This window comes from Azospirillum canadense, from assembly GCF_025961225.1.
Classification (GTDB): Bacteria; Pseudomonadota; Alphaproteobacteria; order Azospirillales; family Azospirillaceae; genus Azospirillum; species Azospirillum canadense.
The window spans coordinates 868,736-888,067 of sequence record NZ_JAOQNG010000001.1 but is presented as its reverse complement, the minus strand read 5'-3'; the positions used below and the strand labels follow the sequence as shown (position 1 = coordinate 888,067).

At 70.3% G+C, this 19,332-nt stretch carries 19 protein-coding genes; 8 read left to right on the top strand and 11 right to left on the bottom strand.

Annotation, left to right across the window (positions count from 1 at the left end; translation table 11 throughout):
• Window positions 1-5: 5 nt before the first annotated feature.
• The 7 genes from M2351_RS04235 to M2351_RS04205 all read right to left on the bottom strand — a co-directional run bounded on the left by M2351_RS04235 (window position 6) and on the right by M2351_RS04205 (window position 9,123).
• On the bottom strand, window positions 6-1,232 hold the full coding sequence (locus tag M2351_RS04235) for a GNAT family N-acetyltransferase (RefSeq protein WP_264654897.1): 1,227 nt from the start codon (window positions 1,230-1,232) through the stop codon (window positions 6-8).
• 5 nt (window positions 1,233-1,237) lie between these two features.
• Window positions 1,238-2,893 carry an acyl-CoA synthetase gene (locus M2351_RS04230; RefSeq protein WP_264654896.1) on the bottom strand — a complete coding sequence of 552 codons (1,656 nt, stop codon included), beginning with the start codon at window positions 2,891-2,893 and terminating at the stop codon, window positions 1,238-1,240.
• Window positions 2,894-3,117: 224 nt separating this feature from the next.
• Entirely contained in the window at window positions 3,118-3,600 is a 483-nt protein-coding gene (locus M2351_RS04225; protein ID WP_264654895.1) for a YbaK/EbsC family protein, read from the bottom strand.
• Between the two features lie 9 nt (window positions 3,601-3,609).
• On the bottom strand, window positions 3,610-4,440 hold the full coding sequence (gene proC / locus M2351_RS04220; RefSeq protein ID WP_264654894.1) for a pyrroline-5-carboxylate reductase: 831 nt from the start codon (window positions 4,438-4,440) through the stop codon (window positions 3,610-3,612).
• Between the two features lie 4 nt (window positions 4,441-4,444).
• Window positions 4,445-4,948, bottom strand: a complete 504-nt coding sequence (locus tag M2351_RS04215) for a type III secretion system chaperone family protein (protein WP_264654893.1) — start codon at window positions 4,946-4,948, stop codon at window positions 4,445-4,447.
• Between the two features lie 221 nt (window positions 4,949-5,169).
• Window positions 5,170-5,586 carry an accessory factor UbiK family protein gene (locus M2351_RS04210; RefSeq protein ID WP_264654892.1) on the bottom strand — a complete coding sequence of 139 codons (417 nt, stop codon included), beginning with the start codon at window positions 5,584-5,586 and terminating at the stop codon, window positions 5,170-5,172.
• A gap of 108 nt (window positions 5,587-5,694) precedes the next feature.
• Window positions 5,695-9,123, bottom strand: a complete 3,429-nt coding sequence (locus M2351_RS04205; RefSeq protein ID WP_264654891.1) for an AsmA family protein — start codon at window positions 9,121-9,123, stop codon at window positions 5,695-5,697.
• A 217-nt stretch (window positions 9,124-9,340) separates the two neighbouring features.
• Between M2351_RS04205 and M2351_RS04200 the strand changes: the two genes are divergently transcribed.
• A complete protein-coding gene (locus M2351_RS04200) occupies window positions 9,341-9,532 on the top strand; it encodes a DUF4169 family protein (protein WP_264654890.1) in 192 nt (63 codons plus the stop codon).
• Between the two features lie 48 nt (window positions 9,533-9,580).
• Here the strand turns inward: M2351_RS04200 and M2351_RS04195 are convergent, their stop codons facing one another.
• A complete protein-coding gene (locus M2351_RS04195) occupies window positions 9,581-9,925 on the bottom strand; it encodes a hypothetical protein (protein ID WP_264654889.1) in 345 nt (114 codons plus the stop codon).
• A 326-nt stretch (window positions 9,926-10,251) separates the two neighbouring features.
• Between M2351_RS04195 and M2351_RS04190 the strand changes: the two genes are divergently transcribed.
• On the top strand, window positions 10,252-11,055 hold the full coding sequence (locus M2351_RS04190; protein WP_264654888.1) for a DUF2189 domain-containing protein: 804 nt from the start codon (window positions 10,252-10,254) through the stop codon (window positions 11,053-11,055).
• Between the two features lie 77 nt (window positions 11,056-11,132).
• Here M2351_RS04190 and M2351_RS04185 read toward each other — a convergent pair whose 3' ends face one another.
• On the bottom strand, window positions 11,133-11,321 hold the full coding sequence (locus M2351_RS04185) for a DUF1192 domain-containing protein (RefSeq protein WP_264654887.1): 189 nt from the start codon (window positions 11,319-11,321) through the stop codon (window positions 11,133-11,135).
• A 133-nt stretch (window positions 11,322-11,454) separates the two neighbouring features.
• Here M2351_RS04185 and M2351_RS04180 point away from each other — a divergent pair, with 133 nt between their 5' ends.
• From M2351_RS04180 to M2351_RS04160, 5 genes are all read left to right on the top strand, one after another.
• Window positions 11,455-12,462, top strand: coding sequence for an NAD(P)H-quinone oxidoreductase (locus M2351_RS04180; RefSeq protein ID WP_264654886.1), 1,008 nt, complete (start codon window positions 11,455-11,457; stop codon window positions 12,460-12,462).
• Window positions 12,463-12,771: 309 nt separating this feature from the next.
• Entirely contained in the window at window positions 12,772-13,392 is a 621-nt protein-coding gene (locus tag M2351_RS04175) for a DUF1013 domain-containing protein (RefSeq protein ID WP_264654885.1), read from the top strand.
• Window positions 13,393-13,615: 223 nt separating this feature from the next.
• Complete coding sequence (locus M2351_RS04170) at window positions 13,616-14,203, top strand: UbiX family flavin prenyltransferase (protein WP_264654884.1); 588 nt, start codon at window positions 13,616-13,618, stop codon at window positions 14,201-14,203.
• Window positions 14,204-14,284: 81 nt separating this feature from the next.
• Window positions 14,285-14,977: a carbonic anhydrase gene (locus tag M2351_RS04165; RefSeq protein ID WP_264654883.1), complete on the top strand. Its 693-nt coding sequence runs from the start codon at window positions 14,285-14,287 to the stop codon at window positions 14,975-14,977.
• A 169-nt stretch (window positions 14,978-15,146) separates the two neighbouring features.
• Window positions 15,147-16,523, top strand: a complete 1,377-nt coding sequence (locus M2351_RS04160) for a flagellar hook protein FlgE (protein ID WP_264654882.1) — start codon at window positions 15,147-15,149, stop codon at window positions 16,521-16,523.
• Here M2351_RS04160 and M2351_RS04155 read toward each other — a convergent pair.
• Window positions 16,507-18,294, bottom strand: coding sequence for a tetratricopeptide repeat protein (locus tag M2351_RS04155; protein ID WP_264654881.1), 1,788 nt, complete (start codon window positions 18,292-18,294; stop codon window positions 16,507-16,509). The genes M2351_RS04160 and M2351_RS04155 overlap by 17 nt on opposite strands.
• A 173-nt stretch (window positions 18,295-18,467) precedes the next feature.
• Here M2351_RS04155 and M2351_RS04150 point away from each other — a divergent pair, with 173 nt between their 5' ends.
• Window positions 18,468-18,881, top strand: coding sequence for a hypothetical protein (locus tag M2351_RS04150; RefSeq protein WP_264654880.1), 414 nt, complete (start codon window positions 18,468-18,470; stop codon window positions 18,879-18,881).
• Here the strand turns inward: M2351_RS04150 and M2351_RS04145 are convergent.
• Window positions 18,878-19,330 (bottom strand): TIGR02444 family protein, encoded by a 453-nt coding sequence (locus M2351_RS04145; protein WP_264654879.1) that lies wholly within the window; start codon window positions 19,328-19,330, stop codon window positions 18,878-18,880. The two genes, M2351_RS04150 and M2351_RS04145, sit on opposite strands and share 4 nt — an antisense overlap.
• Between the last annotated feature and the right edge of the window lie 2 nt (window positions 19,331-19,332).

Here is a 19,332-nt window from a genome sequence, read left to right as displayed (position 1 = left end):
CGCGTTCAGAAGCGGTCGGGCATCCAAGGGCTCGGTCCCGCGAAGGCAAGGGAAGCGGTCGCCACGGCGTCGTCCGCGCCCGCCAGCAACCCAACCTGGCGGAGCAAAACGGCACCTCTATGCCCACTGTAAAGTGTGGAAAGCGCGGCCATGTCCAGGGACAGCGCGCCCGCGGCTGGACGCGCCGCCGGTTCGGAAAGACGGTGGGCAACGCCGCGGCCGCCAGCCACGGAGAGCCGGAAAAGCCCGGAATTGGCGGGAAACAGCGGGTCCGCGACGTCGAGGAGAAGCTCCGCGGTCAACGCAGCGGGATAGCCGCGGGCGCCAAGCGCGCGTTCGACGTCCAGGATTCGAAGCAACCACTCCTCGCGCGCGTCCACGGCGATGCCGCCAGCCGTGGCGGGCGCGGAGGCGAGCAGCGCCAGCGGATCGTCCGGCCCGCCGCGCCAGCGAATCCGGTCGACCTGCGCCCGGTGCCCCGCCAGGAAGCCCATCGCGAGCCGCGCGGCGCGGCGGCTGAGGAGGCAGATGTCAGCGACAGCGAGGCCGCGACGTTTTGGCGCACCGACCGCGACGTAGCCTTCCGGACCGTCCGGACCGTTCAAGAGATAGAGATCGGACGGCTCACCATCCGGGCAGAGGGCGAAACTCCACAACCCTTCGTTTCGTTCCACCAGCCCGTTGCCGGTTTCGAGCACGCGCCGGCGCAGTGCCGCCAGCGGAGTCGCGTCCCTGGGGTCGGCGCGCGTGATGGTGCCGTCGTCCGGCAGAGGCTGACCGAGGAAGGCGGCGGGCGGCGCGCTCCAGTCGAAGGAAACCCCGCCACGGCCGTAGCCGGCCCTGGCGTAGAGCGCGAAGGTCGCGGGATAGAGGACGGAAAGGGCGGCGCCGGAGCTGCGGGCCTCCTCCAGAATGCCGCGAACCAAGGCGGTTCCGTGCCCCCTCCCCCGCTCCGCCGGGTCGACCGCGACGGCGGCGACTCCCTGTGCCGGCACCGGGCGCCCGCCGAACCACTGGTCCATCGGCCAGACGGCGGCGCAGCCGACCAGGCTCCCATCACGGCGCCCATCCAGCCGCAGGCCGCGCAGCACGTCCGCGCCGAACAGAGCGATGGACCGCTCGAAGTTTTCCCGCGAGATGCCGAAGCCCTGGCGGACCAGGGTTGCGGCGGCGTCCAAGTCCGCGGCCAAATTGGTGGGAGACAGGGGGCCGAAGCCCCCCGGACCCGTCATCGCCCTTACGCCTTTGCGCCGTTCAGGGCGCGCGCCTGGTCGCGCAGGACGTACTTCTGGATCTTGCCGGTGGAGGTCTTCGGCAGGGCGGTGAAAACCACCGTGCGCGGGCACTTGAAGTGGGCCAGATGCTCGCGGCAGTAGGCGATCACCTCGGCCTCGGTCAGGGACGTGCCGTCCTTCAGCGTGACGAAGGCGCAGGGTGTCTCGCCCCATTTCTCGTCGGGGCGCGCGACCACCGCGGCCTCGACGATGTCCGGATGCTTGTAGAGGACCGACTCGACCTCGATGGTCGAGATGTTCTCGCCGCCGGAGATGATGATGTCCTTGGAGCGGTCCTTCAGCTCGATATAGCCGTCGGGGTGCCAGACGCCAAGGTCGCCGGTGTGGAACCAGCCGCCGGAGAAGGCCTCCTGCGTGGCGCGCGGGTTCTTCAGGTAGCCTTTCATGACGGTGTTGCCGCGCATGAAGATCTCGCCCATCGTCACCCCGTCCTTGCGGGTCGGCTGCAGCGTGTTGGGGTCGGCGACCATCAGCCCTTCCAGCGTGGCGTAGTTGACGCCCTGGCGCGCCTTCAGCGCCGCGCGCTCTTCCAGCGGCAGGTCGTCCCAGCGCTCGTGCCAGGCACAGATGGTGACCGGGCCGTAGACCTCCGTCAGGCCGTACACGTGGGTGACGTCGAAGCCCAGCCGCTCGATCTTCTCGATCACCGCGGCGGGCGGGGCGGCGCCGGCGGTCATCATCTTCACGCCGCGCGGGATCTCGCGCTTCTGCTCCTCCGGCGCGTTGACGATCAGGCCCATGATGATGGGCGCGCCGCACATGTGGGTGACGCCGAGGTCGGCCAGCGCGTCGTAGATGCCCTTGGCCGAGATGGTGCGGACGCAGACGTTGGTGCCGGCCATCGCCGTGACCGTCCAGGGGAAGCACCAGCCGTTGCAGTGGAACATGGGCAGCGTCCACAGATACACGGGATGGTGCGGCATCGCCCAGGTCAGCACGTTGCCCATGGCGTTCAGGTAGGCGCCGCGGTGGTGATAGACGACGCCCTTCGGATTGCCGGTGGTGCCCGACGTGTAGTTCAGCGCGATCGCCTGCCATTCCCGGTCCGGCATCGGCCAAGCGAAATCCGGGTCGCCGGTTTCCAGGAACTGTTCGTAGGTCTGCTCGCCGATCAGCTCGCCGCCCTTGGCCTGCGGGTCGTCGATGTCGATGACGATCGGGCGGCGCTTCGGCTCCAGCATATGGATGGCCTTGGCGATCACCGGCGAGAATTCCCGGTCGGTCAGCAGGATCTTCGCCTCGCCATGCTCCAGGATGAAGGCCAGCGCCTCCGCGTCCAGGCGAATGTTCAGGGCGTTCAGCACGGCGCCGGCCATCGGCACGCCGAAATGGGCCTCGAACGACTCCGGCGTGTTGGGGGCCATGACCGCCACCGTGTCACCGAGTCCGATGCCGCGCTTGGTCAGCGCCGAGGCGAGCCGCACGCAACGCTCGTAGGTCTCCGCCCAGGTGCGGCGGACCGGGCCGTGGATGACGGCGGTGCGCTGCGGATAAACCGCGGCGGTGCGGCGCAGGAAGGAGAGCGGCGACAGCGGCACGGTGTTGGCCGCGTTCTGGTCGAGATCGGTCTCGTAAGGGTTGTGGCGGGCGTCGGTCATCGGGGCCTCCCTTCAGCCTCTCGCAGGAGTGTCCCGCCGGGTTCGGGCAAGCCTGTTCGGCTGAACCTCCCGGCGGCTGGGTTGCGGAGAGTCTTGCCAGAGAAGCCAAGGGCTTGGAAGGGGGCAGCGCCGACGTTGCGCGGACGTGTCGCGGGGCAATCTGCCGCCATCAAACCGCCCGGGTCAAAGCGCCCGCTTGACCCAGCCTTCCGGAATGGGCTGCTTTACCCTTTTCGCACCACCTCCACGCGACCGCCGGTCATGCTGACCAGCTGCGCGGGGGTGAGTTGGAAGACGGCGTTGGGCGTGCCGGCGGCGGCCCAGATCCTGTCCAGCGCCATCAGGTCGGCGTCGACCAGCACCAGCGGCGGCACCGCGTGGCCGATGGGCGGCACGCCGCCGATGGCGAAGCCGGTGCTGTCGCGCACGAAGTCGGGGTCGGCACGCTCGATCTTCTCGCCGATCAGCCGGCCGACGGCCTTCTCGTCGACGCGGTTGGCGCCGCTGGCCACCACCAGGACCGGGCGCCCGCTGTCCTTGCCGCGGAAGATCAGCGACTTGGCGATCTCCGCCACAGTGCAGCCGACGGCGTTCGCCGCGTCCTCCGACGTCCGGGTGCTGCCCTCATGCTCCACCACCCGATGGCCGAGGCCGATCCGGTCGAGAAGGTCCTGGACGCGGCGGGCGGAGGGGCTGAGGTCGGTCATGGCGCCCGCTTACTGCGCCAGTTCGCGCGAGCGGCGGGCGGCGGCGGCGATGGCGCGGTCCATCAGGGGTTGGAGGCCGTCGCCGGCCATCAGCACATCCAGCGCCGCCTGAGTCGTGCCGTTCGGGCTGGTCACCGCCTTGCGCAGGTCGGCGGCGGAGGTCGGGGATTGGTGCATCAGCTCGCCGGCACCCGCAACGGTGGCCCGCGCCAAGCGCATGGCAAGCTCCGCCGGCAGGCCTGCGGCCTCGCCGGCCTTGGCCATCGCCTCGACCATCAGGAACACATAGGCCGGGCCGCTGCCCGAGACGGCGGTGACCGGGTCGAGGAGCGATTCGTCCTCCACCCAGGCGACGTCGCCGACCGCGCGCAGCAGCGCGTCGCACAGCGTGCGCTGCGCCTCGGTGACCGCAGCGTTGCCCACGGCGACGGTCATGCCGCGTCCGATGGCGGCCGGGGTGTTGGGCATGGAGCGGACCACAGCCGCCCCCCCGCCCAGCAGCGCTTCGAAGGAGCCGATCGTCTTTCCTGCCGCGATGGACAGGAAGACGGTGCCGGGGCGCACCAGCGGGCGGTAGCCGGGCAGGACCGTGTCCATCACCTGCGGCTTCACCGCCAGGACGACGACGTCCGGCACGAAACCAGAGGGCCCCACACCGGAGAAAAGATCGGCGGGGCCGGTCGCGGCGGAGACGGCGGGGTTGCCGCGCACGCTCTCCGGCAGGCCCGAGGGCTCCACCACCACGACGCGCGACGCGGTGCCGGCGGCCAGCCAGCCGTCCAGCATGGCCCCGCCCATCTTTCCGCAGCCGACCAGAAGCAGCGCGCCGCCTTCAGCCATGACCTTACGCCTCGCCCACGGTGTCCAGAATGGCGGCGGACACCGCGTCCGACGCCGACTTGCCGCCCCAGATCACGAACTGGAAGGCGGGGTAGAATCGTTCGCACTCCGACAGCGCGATCTCCACGAGGTCTTCCAGCTGCTCCACCGTCGCCCCGCGCGAACCGCGCAGCAGCATGGTCTGGCGGAACATCGGCGTGTGCTCCTCCGAGCAGACGTCGAAATGGCCGAGCCACATGCGCGCGTTCACTTCGGCCAACAGGTCGTTGACCGCGGACCGGCGGGATGATGGCACCTTCATGTCGAACTGGCAGGAGAACTGCATCGCGCTGACGTCGGGCTGCCACACGAAGTAGAGCCGGTAGTCGCACCAACGGCCCCCGATCTCGACGACGAGTTCGTCCTCGCTGGCCCGTTCGAAGGGCCATTCGTTGGCGGTGACGATCTCCTCGACGATGTCCAGGGGATTGTGGGCGGAAGAGGGAGTGTCGACGGCAACAGCCGACATGTCGGCATCCTCCTGTGAAGGCGCGGTGGACGTCACCGCCCCCAGGCCCCCGGGGCAAGGCCGGGCTCAAGGCTCATCCAGCCAAGAGCCAAAGCCCCGAGATGTTGTGTCAGGCGACCGGAGGGGCTACCACCGGAAGCACCGTGCCAAAAAGGGTCAGGCCGGCGCAACTGGTTTTCGGCGGTGCGTCCGTGATGGATTCGTGACCGGTGGCGGCGGGATCAGACCCCGGCGCCGGGCCCCGAGTCGTCACTTGGACTGGGGGCCGTGCCGGTCGGCTTGCCGGCTTGGGCAGAGGCCTGGGGATTGGAGGCCTGGGGATTGGAGGCCTGGCCGGGAGCGCGGCGGTGCGGCGCCCCCTCGTCGTGCCGCAGGGCGCGGTCGGCGAGCAGGGTGGCCACCGTCGCTTCCAGAGCGGTGATTCGCTCGGTCAGCGCCTCCTGCTCCTCGCGGGCCTTGGCGGCCATGGCGCGAACGGCCTCGTATTCCTCGCGGCTGACCACGTCCATCCGCGACAGCACGCGCTCGAACTGCTGGCGCATCTGCGCCTCGGCCTCTTCACGCAGGGACGACAGCGCGCCGAGCGCGCCACCCGCGACGCGGGCCAGATCGTCCAGAAGCTTGTTGTCCACCTGCATCGACTCAAAATCCGGGTTTCGTTGGCACATTATGGGACCCACCCCGCAGAACTTCAACGGGCTTGGGTGCGATGCGTCACGGGCGCGCATCGTTCGGGGCTGGCCGGATCACCGGCGCAGCCCCTCGAACAGGCCCTTCAGCAGCGTGTCGGGCTTCACCGGCGCGCCATCCCCGCCGGCGCCGGGGATCGGCACGTCCTTGGGGATCACGCGGTTCAGCAGGCCCTCGGCCGCGCGCTTGGCGAAATACTCCTGCACCTCCTGCATCTCGAAGGAGCGGGTCGGCTGGGCCAGCGGGCCGGACAGGCGCACGGTCAGCGGCGGCAGCGCCTGCTCCGACAGGATGGTGACGCGCACGCGCATGTCGATGGACTTGGCCGGCAGGTTGACCTGCCCCGCCCCCGATGCCTGACCGACGTCCGAGTCGAGCTTCAGGTCCTCGGTGCGCAGAACGCCGCGGTCCACCACGAAGGTGCCGTCCATCCGCGCGAACTGCGTCTCGCCGCCCTGCAGCCCGCCCATGACCGCGCCCAGCAGCTCCTGCGGGCGGTCGAGCTTGGTCAGGCGGTCGCGCAGGGCGCGCAGGTCGAAGCCGCGGATCACGCCGTCGCGCGCGCTGACCCGGCCCTGCCCGCTGAGCCCCCTCAGCATCGCGTCGGTGCTGGAACCGCTGGAGGCCAGCGTCGATTCGAGGTCCAGAGTGCCGCCGGCCAAGTCGACCGCCCCACCGCCGATGCCCCCGCCCTTGAACGCCTGGGCAAGCTTCGCCTTGACCAGCGTGATCGCGGCCTCCGCGGTCGGCGCCTGCCCGCTGGGGGAAGAAAGGCGGCCGGTGATGCCCAGCTGGCCGCCGAGCAGGCCGCCGTCGAACTGCTCCAGCGTCAGCACACCGTTCTGAACGGTGGCGCGCAGGGCCGGCTTCTCGATTCGCGTCTCGCCTTTGACCAGAGCCGCGGAGGTCAGCGCCAGACGCCCGTCGAAGCTGTTCAGCCAGCCGAAATCCAGGGTGCCGGAGTCGGCCGTCGGGGTGGGCGCGTCGCTCCCGGCCGGCGCCGGGCCACCGGCAGGCGCCCCCGGCCGGCGGGACGCCGCGGCGGGACCGGCGGCGAGCCGGTCGAGGTCGAGGTCGCCGGTCTGGATCTCCGCGTCCACACGGGGCTTGGCCCCGTTCAGGTCGGCGGCGGCGCGGCCGCGCAACGAGGTTCCAGCGACGGTGCCTTGGATGTTGGCGAGCGTGAAGGCTTTCTTGGTCCCCGCCAGTTCCCCGTAGACGTCCATGGGCCCGTAGGCGGCGGCCTCCGCGCGGTTGGACAGGAGGGCGGCGAGCTGACCTAGCTCTGGGTGCTTGGTGCGCAGCTTCAGGTCGGCGGAGGGGTTATGCTCCAGGTTCAGCATCGTGCCGCCGGCCTCCAGGTTGCCACCCACCACGTCCATGGACAGTTCCACCGCCAAGCGGTCGGTGTCGCCGGACAGGCGGGCCTGCGCCTTGACCGGCCCGATCTTCTCCGGATCGGGGGCGCCGGCCGGCCAGGCCACGACCCGCGACAGGCCGTCGAGGCTGGCCGCCTCCACGTTCAGGGCCAGGTGCGCGCCGCGCAGAGGGGCGATCCCGGCGGCCTGCCCGTCCAGCCGGCCCTTCAGCCCGGCGAAATCCTCGACCGTCGCCTCCTTCACCGACAGGGCGCCGCCCGCCGCCGTGGCGTCCAGGTGCAGCCCCTGCACCGGCAGGCCGCGCACGGTCAGCTGCCCGACGGTGAGGTCAAGGTTGGCGTCCACCGAGGCGAGCAGGTTCGCCGGCGTCATCGGCTGACGGGCGTTGCCCCCCTTGTCATTCGCGCCTTTGTCGGTGGCGCCCTTGCCGCCGGCGTTCGCCGGGGGAGTCCCCGCCGCCACGGCACCGCTCTCCGCCGGCTGCGGCAGGTAGGCGTCGAGGTTCAGGCGGTCGAGGTCGAGTCGTGCGCCGAAGGCCGGGCGGCCGCGGTCCACATAGGCGACGGCGCCGGACAGGCGGCTGGTGTCCACCCGCAGGTCGAGCCCGGAGACGTCCACCCGCCCCGGCCGCCCCTGCACCTGCGCGGACAGCGAGGCGCGGCGCAGCCGGTCGGCCGGCACCGCGTGAACGTCCACCTTCATCCACTCCAGCAGGGCGCGCAGGTTGTCGGCGTTCGCCTCCATCCGCAGGTTCAGCGCCGGCTGGCCGTTGGCCGCCGCCAGTTCCCCCGCCGCCACGAAATCGGACCCGCCGGGCAGCAGCGCGCTGAAACGGTCGACGTTGAGGGTGCCGCCGGACAGGTTCGCCTCCACCCGCCCCTGGCGCACAATGCCGCCGTTGTAGGTGACGGCGTCCACGGAGAGGTCGAGCTTGGCGTCCAGCCCCTCCGGCAGCGCGAAGCTGCCGGGGCGGCCGGCGGTGCCGTTCGCCGGGGTATTGCCCCCGCCGGTGGGTGCCGGGTTTGCGGGCGCCGCGCCGCCGGAGCCGGAGGTGCCGGCCCGGTCGAGCCAAGCGTCCAGGTCCAGGCGGTTGAGGCCCAGCGTCACCTCCGCCCGCGCCGGACTGCCGGCCTCCGGGCCGCCGCTGCGCAACGTCGCGGTGCCGGTGGCGCGCGTGTCGCCGAGCTGGCCTTCCAGGTTGGTGAAGCTGGCCCCGGCCGCCGAGGCTTCCACCGCCGTGCGGACGCTGAAGCTCTGCGCCAGCGCCGGGTTGGCGCCGCCCTGCCCGGCCGGCTTGCCGGTCAGGCTGTCCAGCGCGCGGGAGAGGTCGGCGCCCTCCACCCGCAGGTCGCCCTGGGCGCGCGAGCCGCCGCCGACCGGCGCCTTGGTCACGATGCCGGCGAATCGGAGCGTCGCGTCGGTGTCGGCCATGGACAGCGCCGCGCGGACCTGCACCGCCGCTCCCTCGACGAGACGGCTGACGAACATCTCCCCGCGCATGGGAACGCCGCGCGCGCGGAAGCTGCCCTGCCCCTGGAAGGGGCCGGTGAAGCTGCCGGCGACGATGCGGGCGTCCAGGCGGTCCAGCGTCTCCGACCGGCCGGCCCGGGCGTCGCGATAGAGAATGGTGCCGTTCTCGACCGTTACCTGGTCGAAGCTGACCGCCGACGCCAGCCCGTCGCCCGAGCCCTGGTTGGCGGCGGCCGGCGGGCGGTCGGCGCCGGACAGGTCCCAATTGAAGCGGCCGTCGGGCAGCACCTCGAACACGAAGACCGGGTCGATCAGGCGGATGCTCTGCACCTGGATGCGCCCGCCGAGCAGCGGGCCGAGAGCCACACGGACGTCCAGCTCCTTCAGGCGGGCCATGTCGGGTTCCGACCCACCGGGCGCGTTGGCGAGCCGCGCGTCGCGCACGGTCAGGGCCGGCGACGGCAGCAGCGACAGGCCGATGTCGCCCTTCAACTCCACGGCGCGGCCGGTGGCCGACGACACCCGTTCGGCGATCTGGGCCTTGTAGCTGTTCCAGTCGATGAAGCCGGGCACGATGAGAACGGCGCCGACCAGAACGGCAAGCACGACCAGAACCGCGATCAGGATCTTCTTCACCGACGCCCCGCCCTCCCCCGCACCACCGGCCTTACCGTCCGCAAGGCCCGGACCTTTCAGCCCCTGCGGTGTTTCGCTAAGCTAAGACACAGACAAGAACAAGCAATTTGGGCAAATCCACGGCCGAGTTTCCGCCCGCCCCGCACATCGCCGCCGGCCCCGGTCAAGGCGCCAGCGGGTGGCCAGGGACCTTGGACGAGACGTTGGAGAAACGCGCATGGGTGATGTCGTCAACCTGAACCGATTCCGAAAGATGCGCGAGCGGGAAGAGCGCGAAAAAGTCGCGGAGGAGAACCGCGTGCGTTTCGGACGCACCAAGACGGAGAAGCAGCGCGACCGGCAGGAGCGCGAGCGCCGGACGACGGACCTGGATGGCAAGAAGGTGGACGGCAAGGAGGTGGAGGACTGAAACGCCCTTCCCCCGCGGGTGGGAGAAGGGCGGAGCCTTGACATGGCGTCAGACGACGCGGTGGCCGGTCTCGGTCAGGCCGCGGGCGCGCATCCAGTCGTAGAGCGCGAGGTCGTGGATGACCGGCTGGTAGATGATGCCGTTGTCCACGGGCGGCGTGGCAACGGTCGTGCCGTCGTTCAGGCGGTATTCGACGACGCCGGGGAACGCGACGCGGCCGTCCTGCTCCAGGACCGGGGTCGGCGCCTGGAAGGCGGTCGGCTTGCGCAGTGTCCGCGCCGCCGCCTTGTGCCGCTCGATGTGGCGGGCGGCGTTGGGGGGAAGGGTCTTGCCGCCCTTGATGCCGCCCTTGACGACGGTGAGGGCGGGGGACTTGAGGGCCTTCGGAGCCATGAACGGGATTCCCTGACGTTGAGTCCCATTCTGCTACCACCGCGACGACTCCCGCGTCAGCCATCGTGGACGGGTCCCGCGACGGTCGCATGGTGAGTGAGTCTTGCCGGCAACAGGGGGCGGCGACCGGAACCAGGAACAGGGACCACACCAAGGGACCGGCTCTTCTGACTTTCGTGACAATTACGCGCCGAAACAGTCCGTCGAACAGACAATCTGTTCAGCCGCAAATTGCTGCGCTACAGTGATCACCACGAGAGGCAAACGGGCAAAGCCCACAGAAGACTGAACCGACACATTTCCCGGATAAGGGGGAGGCCGCAGCCATGGTCGACGTCTGGTCTCATCGCGGTGCATCCGAATTCCACAAGCCGTCCCGGTTCCTGCCGCGCATCCGCGTGGTCGGCACCGACCGTCCCTGGGTGTGGCTGACCGCGGGGTGGCGCGACATGTGCGCCAGCCCGGTGATCAGCCTGGCCTATGGCGTGCTGGCCGTCGTCTCCAGCTTCGTGCTGGTGGCCGGGCTCGCCATGTACGACATGGGCTACCTGATCCTGCCGATGGCGGCGGGCTTCATGCTGCTGGGGCCGGTGCTGGCCGTCGGCCTTTACGAGACGAGCCGTCTGCTGGAGCGCGGGGAGCGCCCGACGCTGGCCCGGGTGGCCGGCGCCTACCACCGCAACGGCATGCAGATCGCCGGCATCGGGCTGACGCTGATGTTGGCGCTGCTCGCCTGGATCCGCGTCGCCTTCCTGATCTTCGCGCTGTTCTTTTCCATGGACCCGCCGGCCTTCGACCAGCTGGTCGAGCGCATCTTCTTCTCGTCGCAGACGATCCCGTTCCTGCTGACCGGGACGATCCTGGGCGGGGTGATCGCCACCGTGGTCTTCGCCATCAGCGTGGTGTCGATCCCCATGCTGCTGGACCGCGAGACCGACGTCTTCACCGCCATGGCGACCAGCGTGACCGTGGTGCGCGAGAACTGGCAGGCCATGGCGGTCTGGGGCTTCCTGATCGCGTTGTTCATGGCCGCCGGCATGGTCACCGGCTTCCTCGGCATGGCGCTGGCCTTCCCGCTGATCGGCCACGCCTCCTGGCACTGCTACCGCGACCTGGTCGGCCGGGACTGACCAACATTATCGGTCGGAAAGAGGCCCCCTTCCGCCACGGCGCGGGAGGGGGCCTTTTCGCGTTTCGGGGCCAACCCTCAGGACGGCTTCTTGAAGAAGGCCTCGGCGGCGTTCTTCTGCGCTTCCTTCGCGGCGATGGCGGCGCGGGCGCGCTCGATCTCCGCCTCCAGGCCGGCGATGTAGGCCTTCAGCTCCGCCACGCCGAGGCTGGAGAGATCCTTGGGCGCAGGCTTGGCCTTGCGCGGTTCCAGGTCGTCGATGTCCATGCTGTTTCCCCCAACCTAAGATGCGGGCCGTTCGACGCCCATCCTTGCCAGTTCCGTCGCGGAAATCTACCTTCGACGCTTGGGTATACAGTACACCTGAAACAAGCGACCGAACGAGAATAGGGGAGAAACCATGGGCATCGCCCTGCCGGACAGCATGACCTGCATCGAGATTTCCCAGCCCGGCGGGCCGGAGGTGCTGCGCGCCGTGCAACGCCCCGCCCCGGTGCCCGGCCCCGGCGAGGTGCTAGTGGCGGTGGAGGCGGCCGGCGTGAACCGGCCGGACTTGCTGCAGCGCCAGGGCCGCTACGACCCGCCGCCGGGCGCGTCGGACCTGCCGGGGCTGGAGATCGCCGGCCGCGTCGTGGCGCTGGGCGAAGGGGTGACGGGCTGGGCCGCCGAGGACGCCGTCTGCGCGCTGGTGGCCGGCGGCGGCTACGCCCAGTACTGCGTCGTGCCCGCCCCGCAGCTTCTGCCCGTGCCGAAGGGATTCGGCATGGTCGAGGCGGCGGCGGTGCCGGAGACCTTCTTCACGGTCTGGACCAACGTGTTCGAGCGCGGCGCGCTGAAGCCCGGCGAGACGCTGCTGGTGCACGGCGGGTCCAGCGGCATCGGCACCACGGCGATCCAGCTGGCGAAAGCCTTCGGCGCGAAGGTCTTCACCACCGCCGGCAGCGCCGACAAGTGCCGCGCCTGCCAGGATCTCGGCGCCGACCGGGCCATCGACTACAAGACCGAGGATTTCGTCGCCGTCATCAAGCAGGAGACCGGCGGGCGCGGCGTGGATGTGGTGCTGGACATGGTCGGCGGCGACTACATCGCCCGCGACATCGAGATCATGGCCCCGGACGGGCGGCACGTCTCCATCGCCTTCCTCCAGGGGCCGAAGGTGTCCATCAACATGTTCCCGGTGATGACCAAGCGGCTGGTCCTGACCGGCTCCACGCTCCGCGCCCGGCCGGTGGCGGAAAAGGGCCGCATCGCTGAGGCGCTGCGCGAGAAGGTCTGGCCGCTGCTGGAAGGCGGCTCCATCAAGCCGGTCATCCACAAGGTTTTCACGCTGGAGCAGGCGACCGAGGCGCACGCCCTGATGGAGTCCAGCGCGCACATCGGCAAGATCGTCATGACCGTGGGGGCGTAAGGCGCCGCCCCCGCGGCGAAAGGTTGCATGGCGACGGAAATTCCGGGCTTCGCAGCCCGGAATTTCGGCATAGGCCACGATTTTCCCGTCATTCTTGTTTGCGGCGCGCGCCGCAGGCTTGCTAAAGCTCGCCAAGATGGTTAGCAGAGGATGGGCGTCCGGGGCTTCCCCGGCCGCCTGCCCCGGCGCGCTTACATAGAACGGCTTCGGCCCTATATGGAGGGCGAAGCCGGGGAATTTCCGGTACAGTGATTTCGAACGGCCCACCCGCCCGCGGGTAGGGTCGGTGTGGAGTTGTGAGGAGGGACGATGGCACTGCCCTTGATGCCGAAAGCGACGGCCGTCTGGCTGGTCGAGAACACATCCTTGACCTTCGAGCAGATCGCCGCTTTCTGCGGTCTGCATTCCCTGGAGGTCCAGGCCATCGCCGACGGCGAGGTGGCAGTCGGCATGGTCGGGCTGGACCCGGTGGCCAACGGTCAGCTGACCAAGGGCGAGATCGAGCGGTGCGAACGCAACCAGGACCTGCGCCTGAAGCTGCTGGTCCCTGACCTGCCGTTGCCGGCCGCCCGGTCCAAGGGCCCGCGCTACACCCCGATCACCAAGCGCGGCGACAAGCCCGACGCCATCGCCTGGCTGCTGAAGCACCATCCGGAACTGTCGGACGCCCAGCTCTGCCGTCTGATCGGCACCACCAAGCCGACCATTGCGTCGGTGCGCGAGCGGTCGCACTGGAACGCCCCGAACATCAAGCCGCGCAACCCGGTCCTGCTGGGCCTGTGTACCCAGCGCGAGTTGGAAGAGGCGCTGGCGCTCGCCGTCCGCCGCGGCGGCGTGCCCCTGACCCCGGAAGAGCGCGAGGCGCAGGACCGCGAGGACGGCGGCTACGGCGACGAGTCGCCCTATTCGGAGCAGGAAGAGGCGCGCTGAGGCGCGTCTGCCCCCTCCCTAGCCCTCCCCCGCTCTCGGCGGACTGAAGGTCCGCCTGCCGCGTCAGCGCAAACCTTCGGTTTGCGCAAGAGCGTTGGCGGTGGAGGGGATTGCCGTCGCTTTGCCCACGTTCCCTCCACCGCGGCAGCGAGGGAGGGTTAGGGAGGGGGCCACAGGTTCCCTCTCCCTGGACGCGGCCACCGCGCCGCGCTAGATCTCGGCTATGAGCCATCCCTCCCGCCTTGTCGTCGGCATCAGTGGAGCCTCGGGCAGCGTCCTGGGCATCCGGCTGCTGGCCGCGCTGCGCCGAATCGGCGTCGAATCGCATCTCGTCGTCAGCCGCTCGGCGGAGGTGACGCTCGCCCACGAGACTGAGCTGAAGGTCGCGGAGCTGCGGGCGATGGCCGACGTGTCCTACGCCGCCGCCGACATCGGCGCGGCCATCGCCAGCGGCAGCTTCCGCTGTATGGGCATGATCGTCGCCCCCTGCTCCGTCCGCACCATGAGCGAGATCGCCACGGGCGTGACCTCCACCCTGCTGACCCGCGCCGCCGACGTGACGCTGAAGGAACGCCGTCCGCTGGTGCTGATGGTGCGGGAGACTCCGCTGCACCTCGGCCACCTGCGCACGATGACGCAGCTGGCGGAGATGGGTGCCGTCATCGCGCCGCCGGTGCCGGCCTTCTACGCCAAGCCGCGGAGCATTGACGACTTGGTGGACCACGCGGTCGGCCGAGCGCTGGACCTGTTCGGGCTGGACGCCGGAATCGTGCGGCGCTGGGGCGAGCAAACGGAGGTTCTAGAAACCTAGGCCGGCGTGGGCTATACCGCACTGTTAATGTCTGAATTGGGGAAGTCCGGTTCGGCCGGCACGTGCGAGGATGTCCGTACCATGATGAACAACAGCGACCGGGAAGTTCCCATCCGTCAGCTTTTGGCCGGCATCAAGGGCTTTCGCGCCCGCTATTACGAGCGCCGGCCCGAGAACATGCGCCAGCTGGTCGAGGAAGGGCAGAAGCCGAAGATCCTGATGATCGGCTGCTCCGACAGCCGCGTCGACCCTGCGCTGCTGACCCAGGCGGAGCCGGGCGAGATGTTCGTGGTGCGCAACGTCGCCAACCTCGTGCCGCCCTACCAGCCCGACGGCGCCTACCACGGCACCTCCGCTGCCATTGAATACGCGGTGCGCGTGCTGAACGTCGGGCACGTGATCGTGCTGGGCCACGCCTTCTGCGGCGGCATCCAGGGGCTGATCCGCCTGCGCGCCGGCACCCCGGACCAGAACGACTTCGTGTCGCCCTGGGTGTCCATCGCCAGCGCGGCGCTCGACCCCTACGTCCCGCTTCCCAGCACGGACACCGACGAGGAGCGCCGCAAGGCGGAGCTGGACCGGCTGCAGCAGAACCCCGGCGTGGTGGAGCGCGCGGCCGTCCGCACGTCCGTCGACAACCTGATGAGCTTCCCCTTCGTGCGCGAGAAGGTGGAGGCGGGCGACCTGGAACTGCACGGCTGGTGGTTCGACCTGGACAGCGGCGACCTCTGGGCCATCGACCCGAAGACCGGGGTCTTTTTGCCGGTCGAATAAGGGCCGTTCTTTCCTAGGAGGGGGCTCCAAGCCCCCGGCGGGGGAAAATTCTGCCCATTCCCCCGCTTCTCATCCCCCCTCAAACGCGTGATCCGGCGGCCAAAACGACTGGCACGCCTGTTGCTTTACACCGGCCGAATCGGATTCCGCGAGGAAGGACGGCCGGACCATGGGCATCACCACGATCCTGAACAATGGCGTGCTTGGGCTGACGGCGCAGAGCCGTGCGCTCGGCTCCATTTCGTCCAACATCGCGAACGCGACGACGACCGGCTACAAGGCCACGGAGACGCAGTTCGACGACGTCTTCCTGAAGGACCGGTCCAGCAACGTCGGCGACCCGGGGTCGGGCGTACGTGCCTACAACCGGCTGGACAACCGCGCCGGCACGACCAGCCAGACCGGGGTGACGACGAACGCGTCGATTCTCGGCAACGGCTACTTCGTCGTCCAGGACATCGATTTCCTCAACGGCACCGCGGGGACCACGACCGGCAGCGGAGCCCCGTCGGATTCGAACGTCGAGCTGACGCGTGCCGGCGACTTCTCGAAGGACAAGGACGGCTATCTGGTCAACAACGCCGGCAAGGCGTTGATGGGATTCAAGATCGACCCGAACAACCCGTCGGCGACCATCGGCAGCACGTCCGGCCTGACGCCCGTTTCGCTGAAGGGGCTGACCGACTACCACGAGGCGACGACCCAGGCGTCGCTGGCCATGAACCTGCCGACGGCCCAGGCGGTCGCAGCGTCGCCGACGCTGGCCAACACGACCGGGGCCACGCTGAACCTGATCGACAAGAGCGGGACGGCGGGCACCACCACGCTGCGCTTCATGAAGTCGGGCCTGGCGGAGGACGGCAGCACGACCTGGAAGGTCTACAACGCCGGCACCGTCGGGGCGGACGGCCAGGCGGTCGGCTCGGTGAAGGCCAGCGACCCGGCCACGTGGCAGCCGATGGGCAGCATGACCTTCGACCGCAGCGGCGTCCTGACCGGGGGGGCCAACGGCAGCAAGCTGTCCATGGGCATCAACCCCGGCGGCAATTTCGGGCCGATCTCGGTGGACCTCGGCACCTACGGCAAGCCGGACGATTCGGTCACCAGCATCGCCGACATGGACATCGGCACCCGGTCGAGCCAGAACGGCATCGCGGCCGGCAGTTACCAGGGCGCCGAACTGACCTCCGACGGCTATGTTGCCGCGAACTTTGCCGGCGGGCGGCAGCGCTACCTCTACCATGTGCCCGACGCGCTCGTCGCGAATCCGCAGGATTTGGAGAACCTGTCCGGCACATCCTTCCGGGCGACCACCGAGTCGGGCGCCATCAAGCTGGCCGCCTTCGGCAGCCCCTCCGGCGACGGCAAGACCGGCAACACGACGGCCGGCGCCAGCCTGAACAACAACAGCGTCGAGGGCTCCAACGTCAACATCGAAAGCCAGTTCACCACGCTGATCCAGGCCCAGCGCACCTACTCGGCCGCGTCGAAGCTGGTGTCCACCGCCGACGAGATGACGCAAACGACCCTCACGCTGAAGGCGTAAAGCCCCGCAACGCCTCGGCCACGCGGCCGGCGACGGTGCGCCAGTCGCCGACCCGGTCCTGGCGGAACAGGCGGGCGGTCGGGTACCAGGGGCTGTCCTGGCGGTCGAGCAGCCAGCGCCAGTCCGGCGAAAAGGGCAGCACCACCCACAGCGGCACGCCCAGCGCCCCGGCCAGATGGGCCGGCCCGGTGCAGGAGGAGATCACCAGGTCCAGGTTCGCCATGATCGCCGCCGTGTCGGCGAAGTCGGCGATCTCCGGCCCCAGGTCGGTGAAGGCGGCCGGCAGCGGCGCCCCCTCCAGATCCTCGCGCCCCGGTCCCTTCTGCAGGCCGAAGAAGCGCACCCCCGGCACGTCGAGCACCGGCCGCAGCCCCTCCAACCGGGGGGAGCGCAGGCGGTCGCCGGGAAAGCGCGGGTTGCCCGCCCAGACCAGTCCCACCCTTGGCCCGACGCGCAGCCCCTCCCCTTCCCTGAGGCGCTCCTTCCAGGCGGCGGCGCGCACGGGGTCGGGACGCAGGTAGGGCACCACGGCCGGCACGCGGTCGAGCGTGGTGCCGAGCGCCCGCGGCAGGCTCATCAGCGGGCATTCCAGGTCGAAGGGGGGCAGCGGATCGCCGCGCGCGATCACCCGGTCCGCCCCTTCCATCCCTTCGAGAACCGACAGCAGCGGCGGCTGCACCTCCAGGATCACGCGGGCGCCGCGTGCGGCGACCAGCGGGACGTAGCGCATGAACTGCAGCGTGTCGCCCAGCCCCTGCTCCGCGTAGAGCAGAATGGTCCGCCCGGCGATGTCCTCCCCCGCCCCTGGTCCACTCCAAGTCGGCTGCGGGAAGGTGCGCCAGGGCGGCTCCGCCCCCTGGTCGTGGCGGCGCCAGTCGAACTCCGGCCAGCCGCCCGCGTAGTCGCCGGCCAGCAGGCGGGCGAAGCCGCGGTTCCAGTGCAGGCCGGCGTCCTGCGGCCGGGCGGCGAGCGCACGGTCGATGTCGGCCAGCGCCTCCGCCGGGCGGGCCATGGCGACCAGCGCCGTGCCGCGCGCCGCCCACAGGGAGGGACCGGGGCGCAGGGCCTCGGCCTCCGCGAAGGCGGCCAGCGACTCATCGAAGCGGCCGAGCTTGGCGAGCAAGGCGCCCAAATTCTCCCAAGCTTCGGCGAGGCGCGGTCGGCAGGCCAGCGCGGCGCGGTAGGCGACCTCCGCCCCGTCCCAGCGGTGCTGCGCGGCCAGCGCGGAGCCCAGCGCCATCTGCGCCTCCGGAAAGGCCGGACGAACCGCCAGCGCGCGCCGGGCGGCCATCTCCGCGGCCGGTGCCCGCCGCAGCGCGAGCAGCGAATCAGCGCGGTTCGCCAGCGCCTCGGCGTGAATCGGGTCGAGCGCCAGGGCGCGGGCGGCCGACGCGGCGCCCTCCCCCGCCCGGCCCAGCGCGCGCAGGGCGCCGGCCCGGCTGGCGTGGGCGTCGGCCAAGCCGGGGTCGAGCCGCAAGGCGCGGCGGAACGCGTCCTCCGCGCCGGCCGCGTCGCCCAGGCTGTGCAGCGCGCCGCCGAGGTTCGACTGGCCACCCGCGGAATCCGGCCGCGAAGCCAGCGACCGGCGGAGCAGCCCCACCCCTTTCGCGGCGTGGCCGGCCTGTGCGTACAGCACGCCCAGCAGCTGGGCGGCGTCCGGCTGCTCCGGATCGGCCTCCAGGATGCGGGCGTACAGCGTCGCGGCCTCGTTCAGGCGGCCGGCCTGGTGGTGATCGACGGCCGCCAGAAGGGCCTCGGTGATGGTCGCCATGGGAGACGCGGATCCTTGACCTACGGAAACCGGATTAGCTTAGCCGGCAATCCAGCCTAGCCGAAAGTGCAACCCTGCTTCGAACATCCTCCGCGTTGCCTTACGCAGACGCAGCAAATATGCTCCTCCGACGGATCATGGGACGGTGGGTGTTTTTCGCGATGGATCGGCGCGTGAACGTTTGTGCTCTGGCTTTGACCTGCGCGCTCGTCTCGGCGGTCGCCACGACCGCACCGGGGACGGCCCTCGCCAACGAGAAGGCGGCCGGCGGTGGCGGCGGATGCCCCTGGGCCCAGGACGTGACGCTGGAGATCGCCGGCAAGACCTTGACGCTGGGCCAGGACGTCTTCTCCGAAAAGGGTGAGTCGGTCACCATGGAGGGGTTCCAGATCTTCCCGCTGGTCAACCAGCTGAAGCTGCGCATCCTCGGTCCCAAGGGGCAGGAGTGGGAGGCCGGGCTGACCCGCCTGTCCGGCGGCAAACGCTGCAACGCCTTCTACGTCGGGAAGCCGTATCAGGTTTCCGACGACGAGGAAGAGGACCTGGAAGGCAACCGGACCAAGAAGAGCCGGGTGCTGACCCACTAAAGCGCGGCAATCAGCGCGGCCAACGCCGGGTCGTCGTCCGGCACCAGCAGCCGCAGGTTCGCCGCCGCGAGATCGACCGAACCACCCGGCCCCGGGCCCGGCGCGGGAACGAGGCCGGAGGCGGCGAACAGCCGGTCCTGCTGAATGCGCTCCGCCGCCAGCTCGGCGGCTTTCAGACGTTCGTAGAGGGCTTGATCCTCGCCCTTCACCCGGCGGCGCACGGCGCGCAGGGGCTGGATGACCTCGGCCCGCCAGGGGGCGATGGTGGCGTCGATCCGCGCCAGTTCGTCGGCCGACAGGCGCACGCCGCAGGCCAAGCCGGCCCAGGCGGCTAAGAGCAGGACGTTGACGTCCAGCCCACGCCGGTCCTGCAAGTCCAGGCAGGCCGCGGGCACCCCCGGCCGCGCGTAGACGGCGAGCGAGAAGTCCCAAAGGGGGTTTTCGGTCATGC

What these genes read in the sequence shown, in the direction of transcription:
- M2351_RS04235 (WP_264654897.1), bottom strand. Translation starts at nt 1,232, where the DNA reads ATGACGGGTCCGGGGGGCTTCGGCCCCCTGTCTCCCACCAATTTGGCC.
- proC (WP_264654894.1), bottom strand. Translation starts at nt 4,440, where the DNA reads ATGGCTGAAGGCGGCGCGCTGCTTCTGGTCGGCTGCGGAAAGATGGGC.
- M2351_RS04180 (WP_264654886.1), top strand. Translation starts at nt 11,455, where the DNA reads ATGGGCATCGCCCTGCCGGACAGCATGACCTGCATCGAGATTTCCCAG.
- M2351_RS04175 (WP_264654885.1), top strand. Translation starts at nt 12,772, where the DNA reads ATGGCACTGCCCTTGATGCCGAAAGCGACGGCCGTCTGGCTGGTCGAG.
- M2351_RS04210 (WP_264654892.1), bottom strand. Translation starts at nt 5,586, where the DNA reads ATGCAGGTGGACAACAAGCTTCTGGACGATCTGGCCCGCGTCGCGGGT.
- M2351_RS04225 (WP_264654895.1), bottom strand. Translation starts at nt 3,600, where the DNA reads ATGACCGACCTCAGCCCCTCCGCCCGCCGCGTCCAGGACCTTCTCGAC.
- M2351_RS04200 (WP_264654890.1), top strand. Translation starts at nt 9,341, where the DNA reads ATGGGTGATGTCGTCAACCTGAACCGATTCCGAAAGATGCGCGAGCGG.
- M2351_RS04230 (WP_264654896.1), bottom strand. Translation starts at nt 2,893, where the DNA reads ATGACCGACGCCCGCCACAACCCTTACGAGACCGATCTCGACCAGAAC.
- M2351_RS04215 (WP_264654893.1), bottom strand. Translation starts at nt 4,948, where the DNA reads ATGTCGGCTGTTGCCGTCGACACTCCCTCTTCCGCCCACAATCCCCTG.
- M2351_RS04160 (WP_264654882.1), top strand. Translation starts at nt 15,147, where the DNA reads ATGGGCATCACCACGATCCTGAACAATGGCGTGCTTGGGCTGACGGCG.
- M2351_RS04155 (WP_264654881.1), bottom strand. Translation starts at nt 18,294, where the DNA reads ATGGCGACCATCACCGAGGCCCTTCTGGCGGCCGTCGATCACCACCAG.
- M2351_RS04165 (WP_264654883.1), top strand. Translation starts at nt 14,285, where the DNA reads ATGATGAACAACAGCGACCGGGAAGTTCCCATCCGTCAGCTTTTGGCC.
- M2351_RS04145 (WP_264654879.1), bottom strand. Translation starts at nt 19,330, where the DNA reads ATGACCGAAAACCCCCTTTGGGACTTCTCGCTCGCCGTCTACGCGCGG.
- M2351_RS04195 (WP_264654889.1), bottom strand. Translation starts at nt 9,925, where the DNA reads ATGGCTCCGAAGGCCCTCAAGTCCCCCGCCCTCACCGTCGTCAAGGGC.
- M2351_RS04190 (WP_264654888.1), top strand. Translation starts at nt 10,252, where the DNA reads ATGGTCGACGTCTGGTCTCATCGCGGTGCATCCGAATTCCACAAGCCG.
- M2351_RS04170 (WP_264654884.1), top strand. Translation starts at nt 13,616, where the DNA reads ATGAGCCATCCCTCCCGCCTTGTCGTCGGCATCAGTGGAGCCTCGGGC.
- M2351_RS04185 (WP_264654887.1), bottom strand. Translation starts at nt 11,321, where the DNA reads ATGGACATCGACGACCTGGAACCGCGCAAGGCCAAGCCTGCGCCCAAG.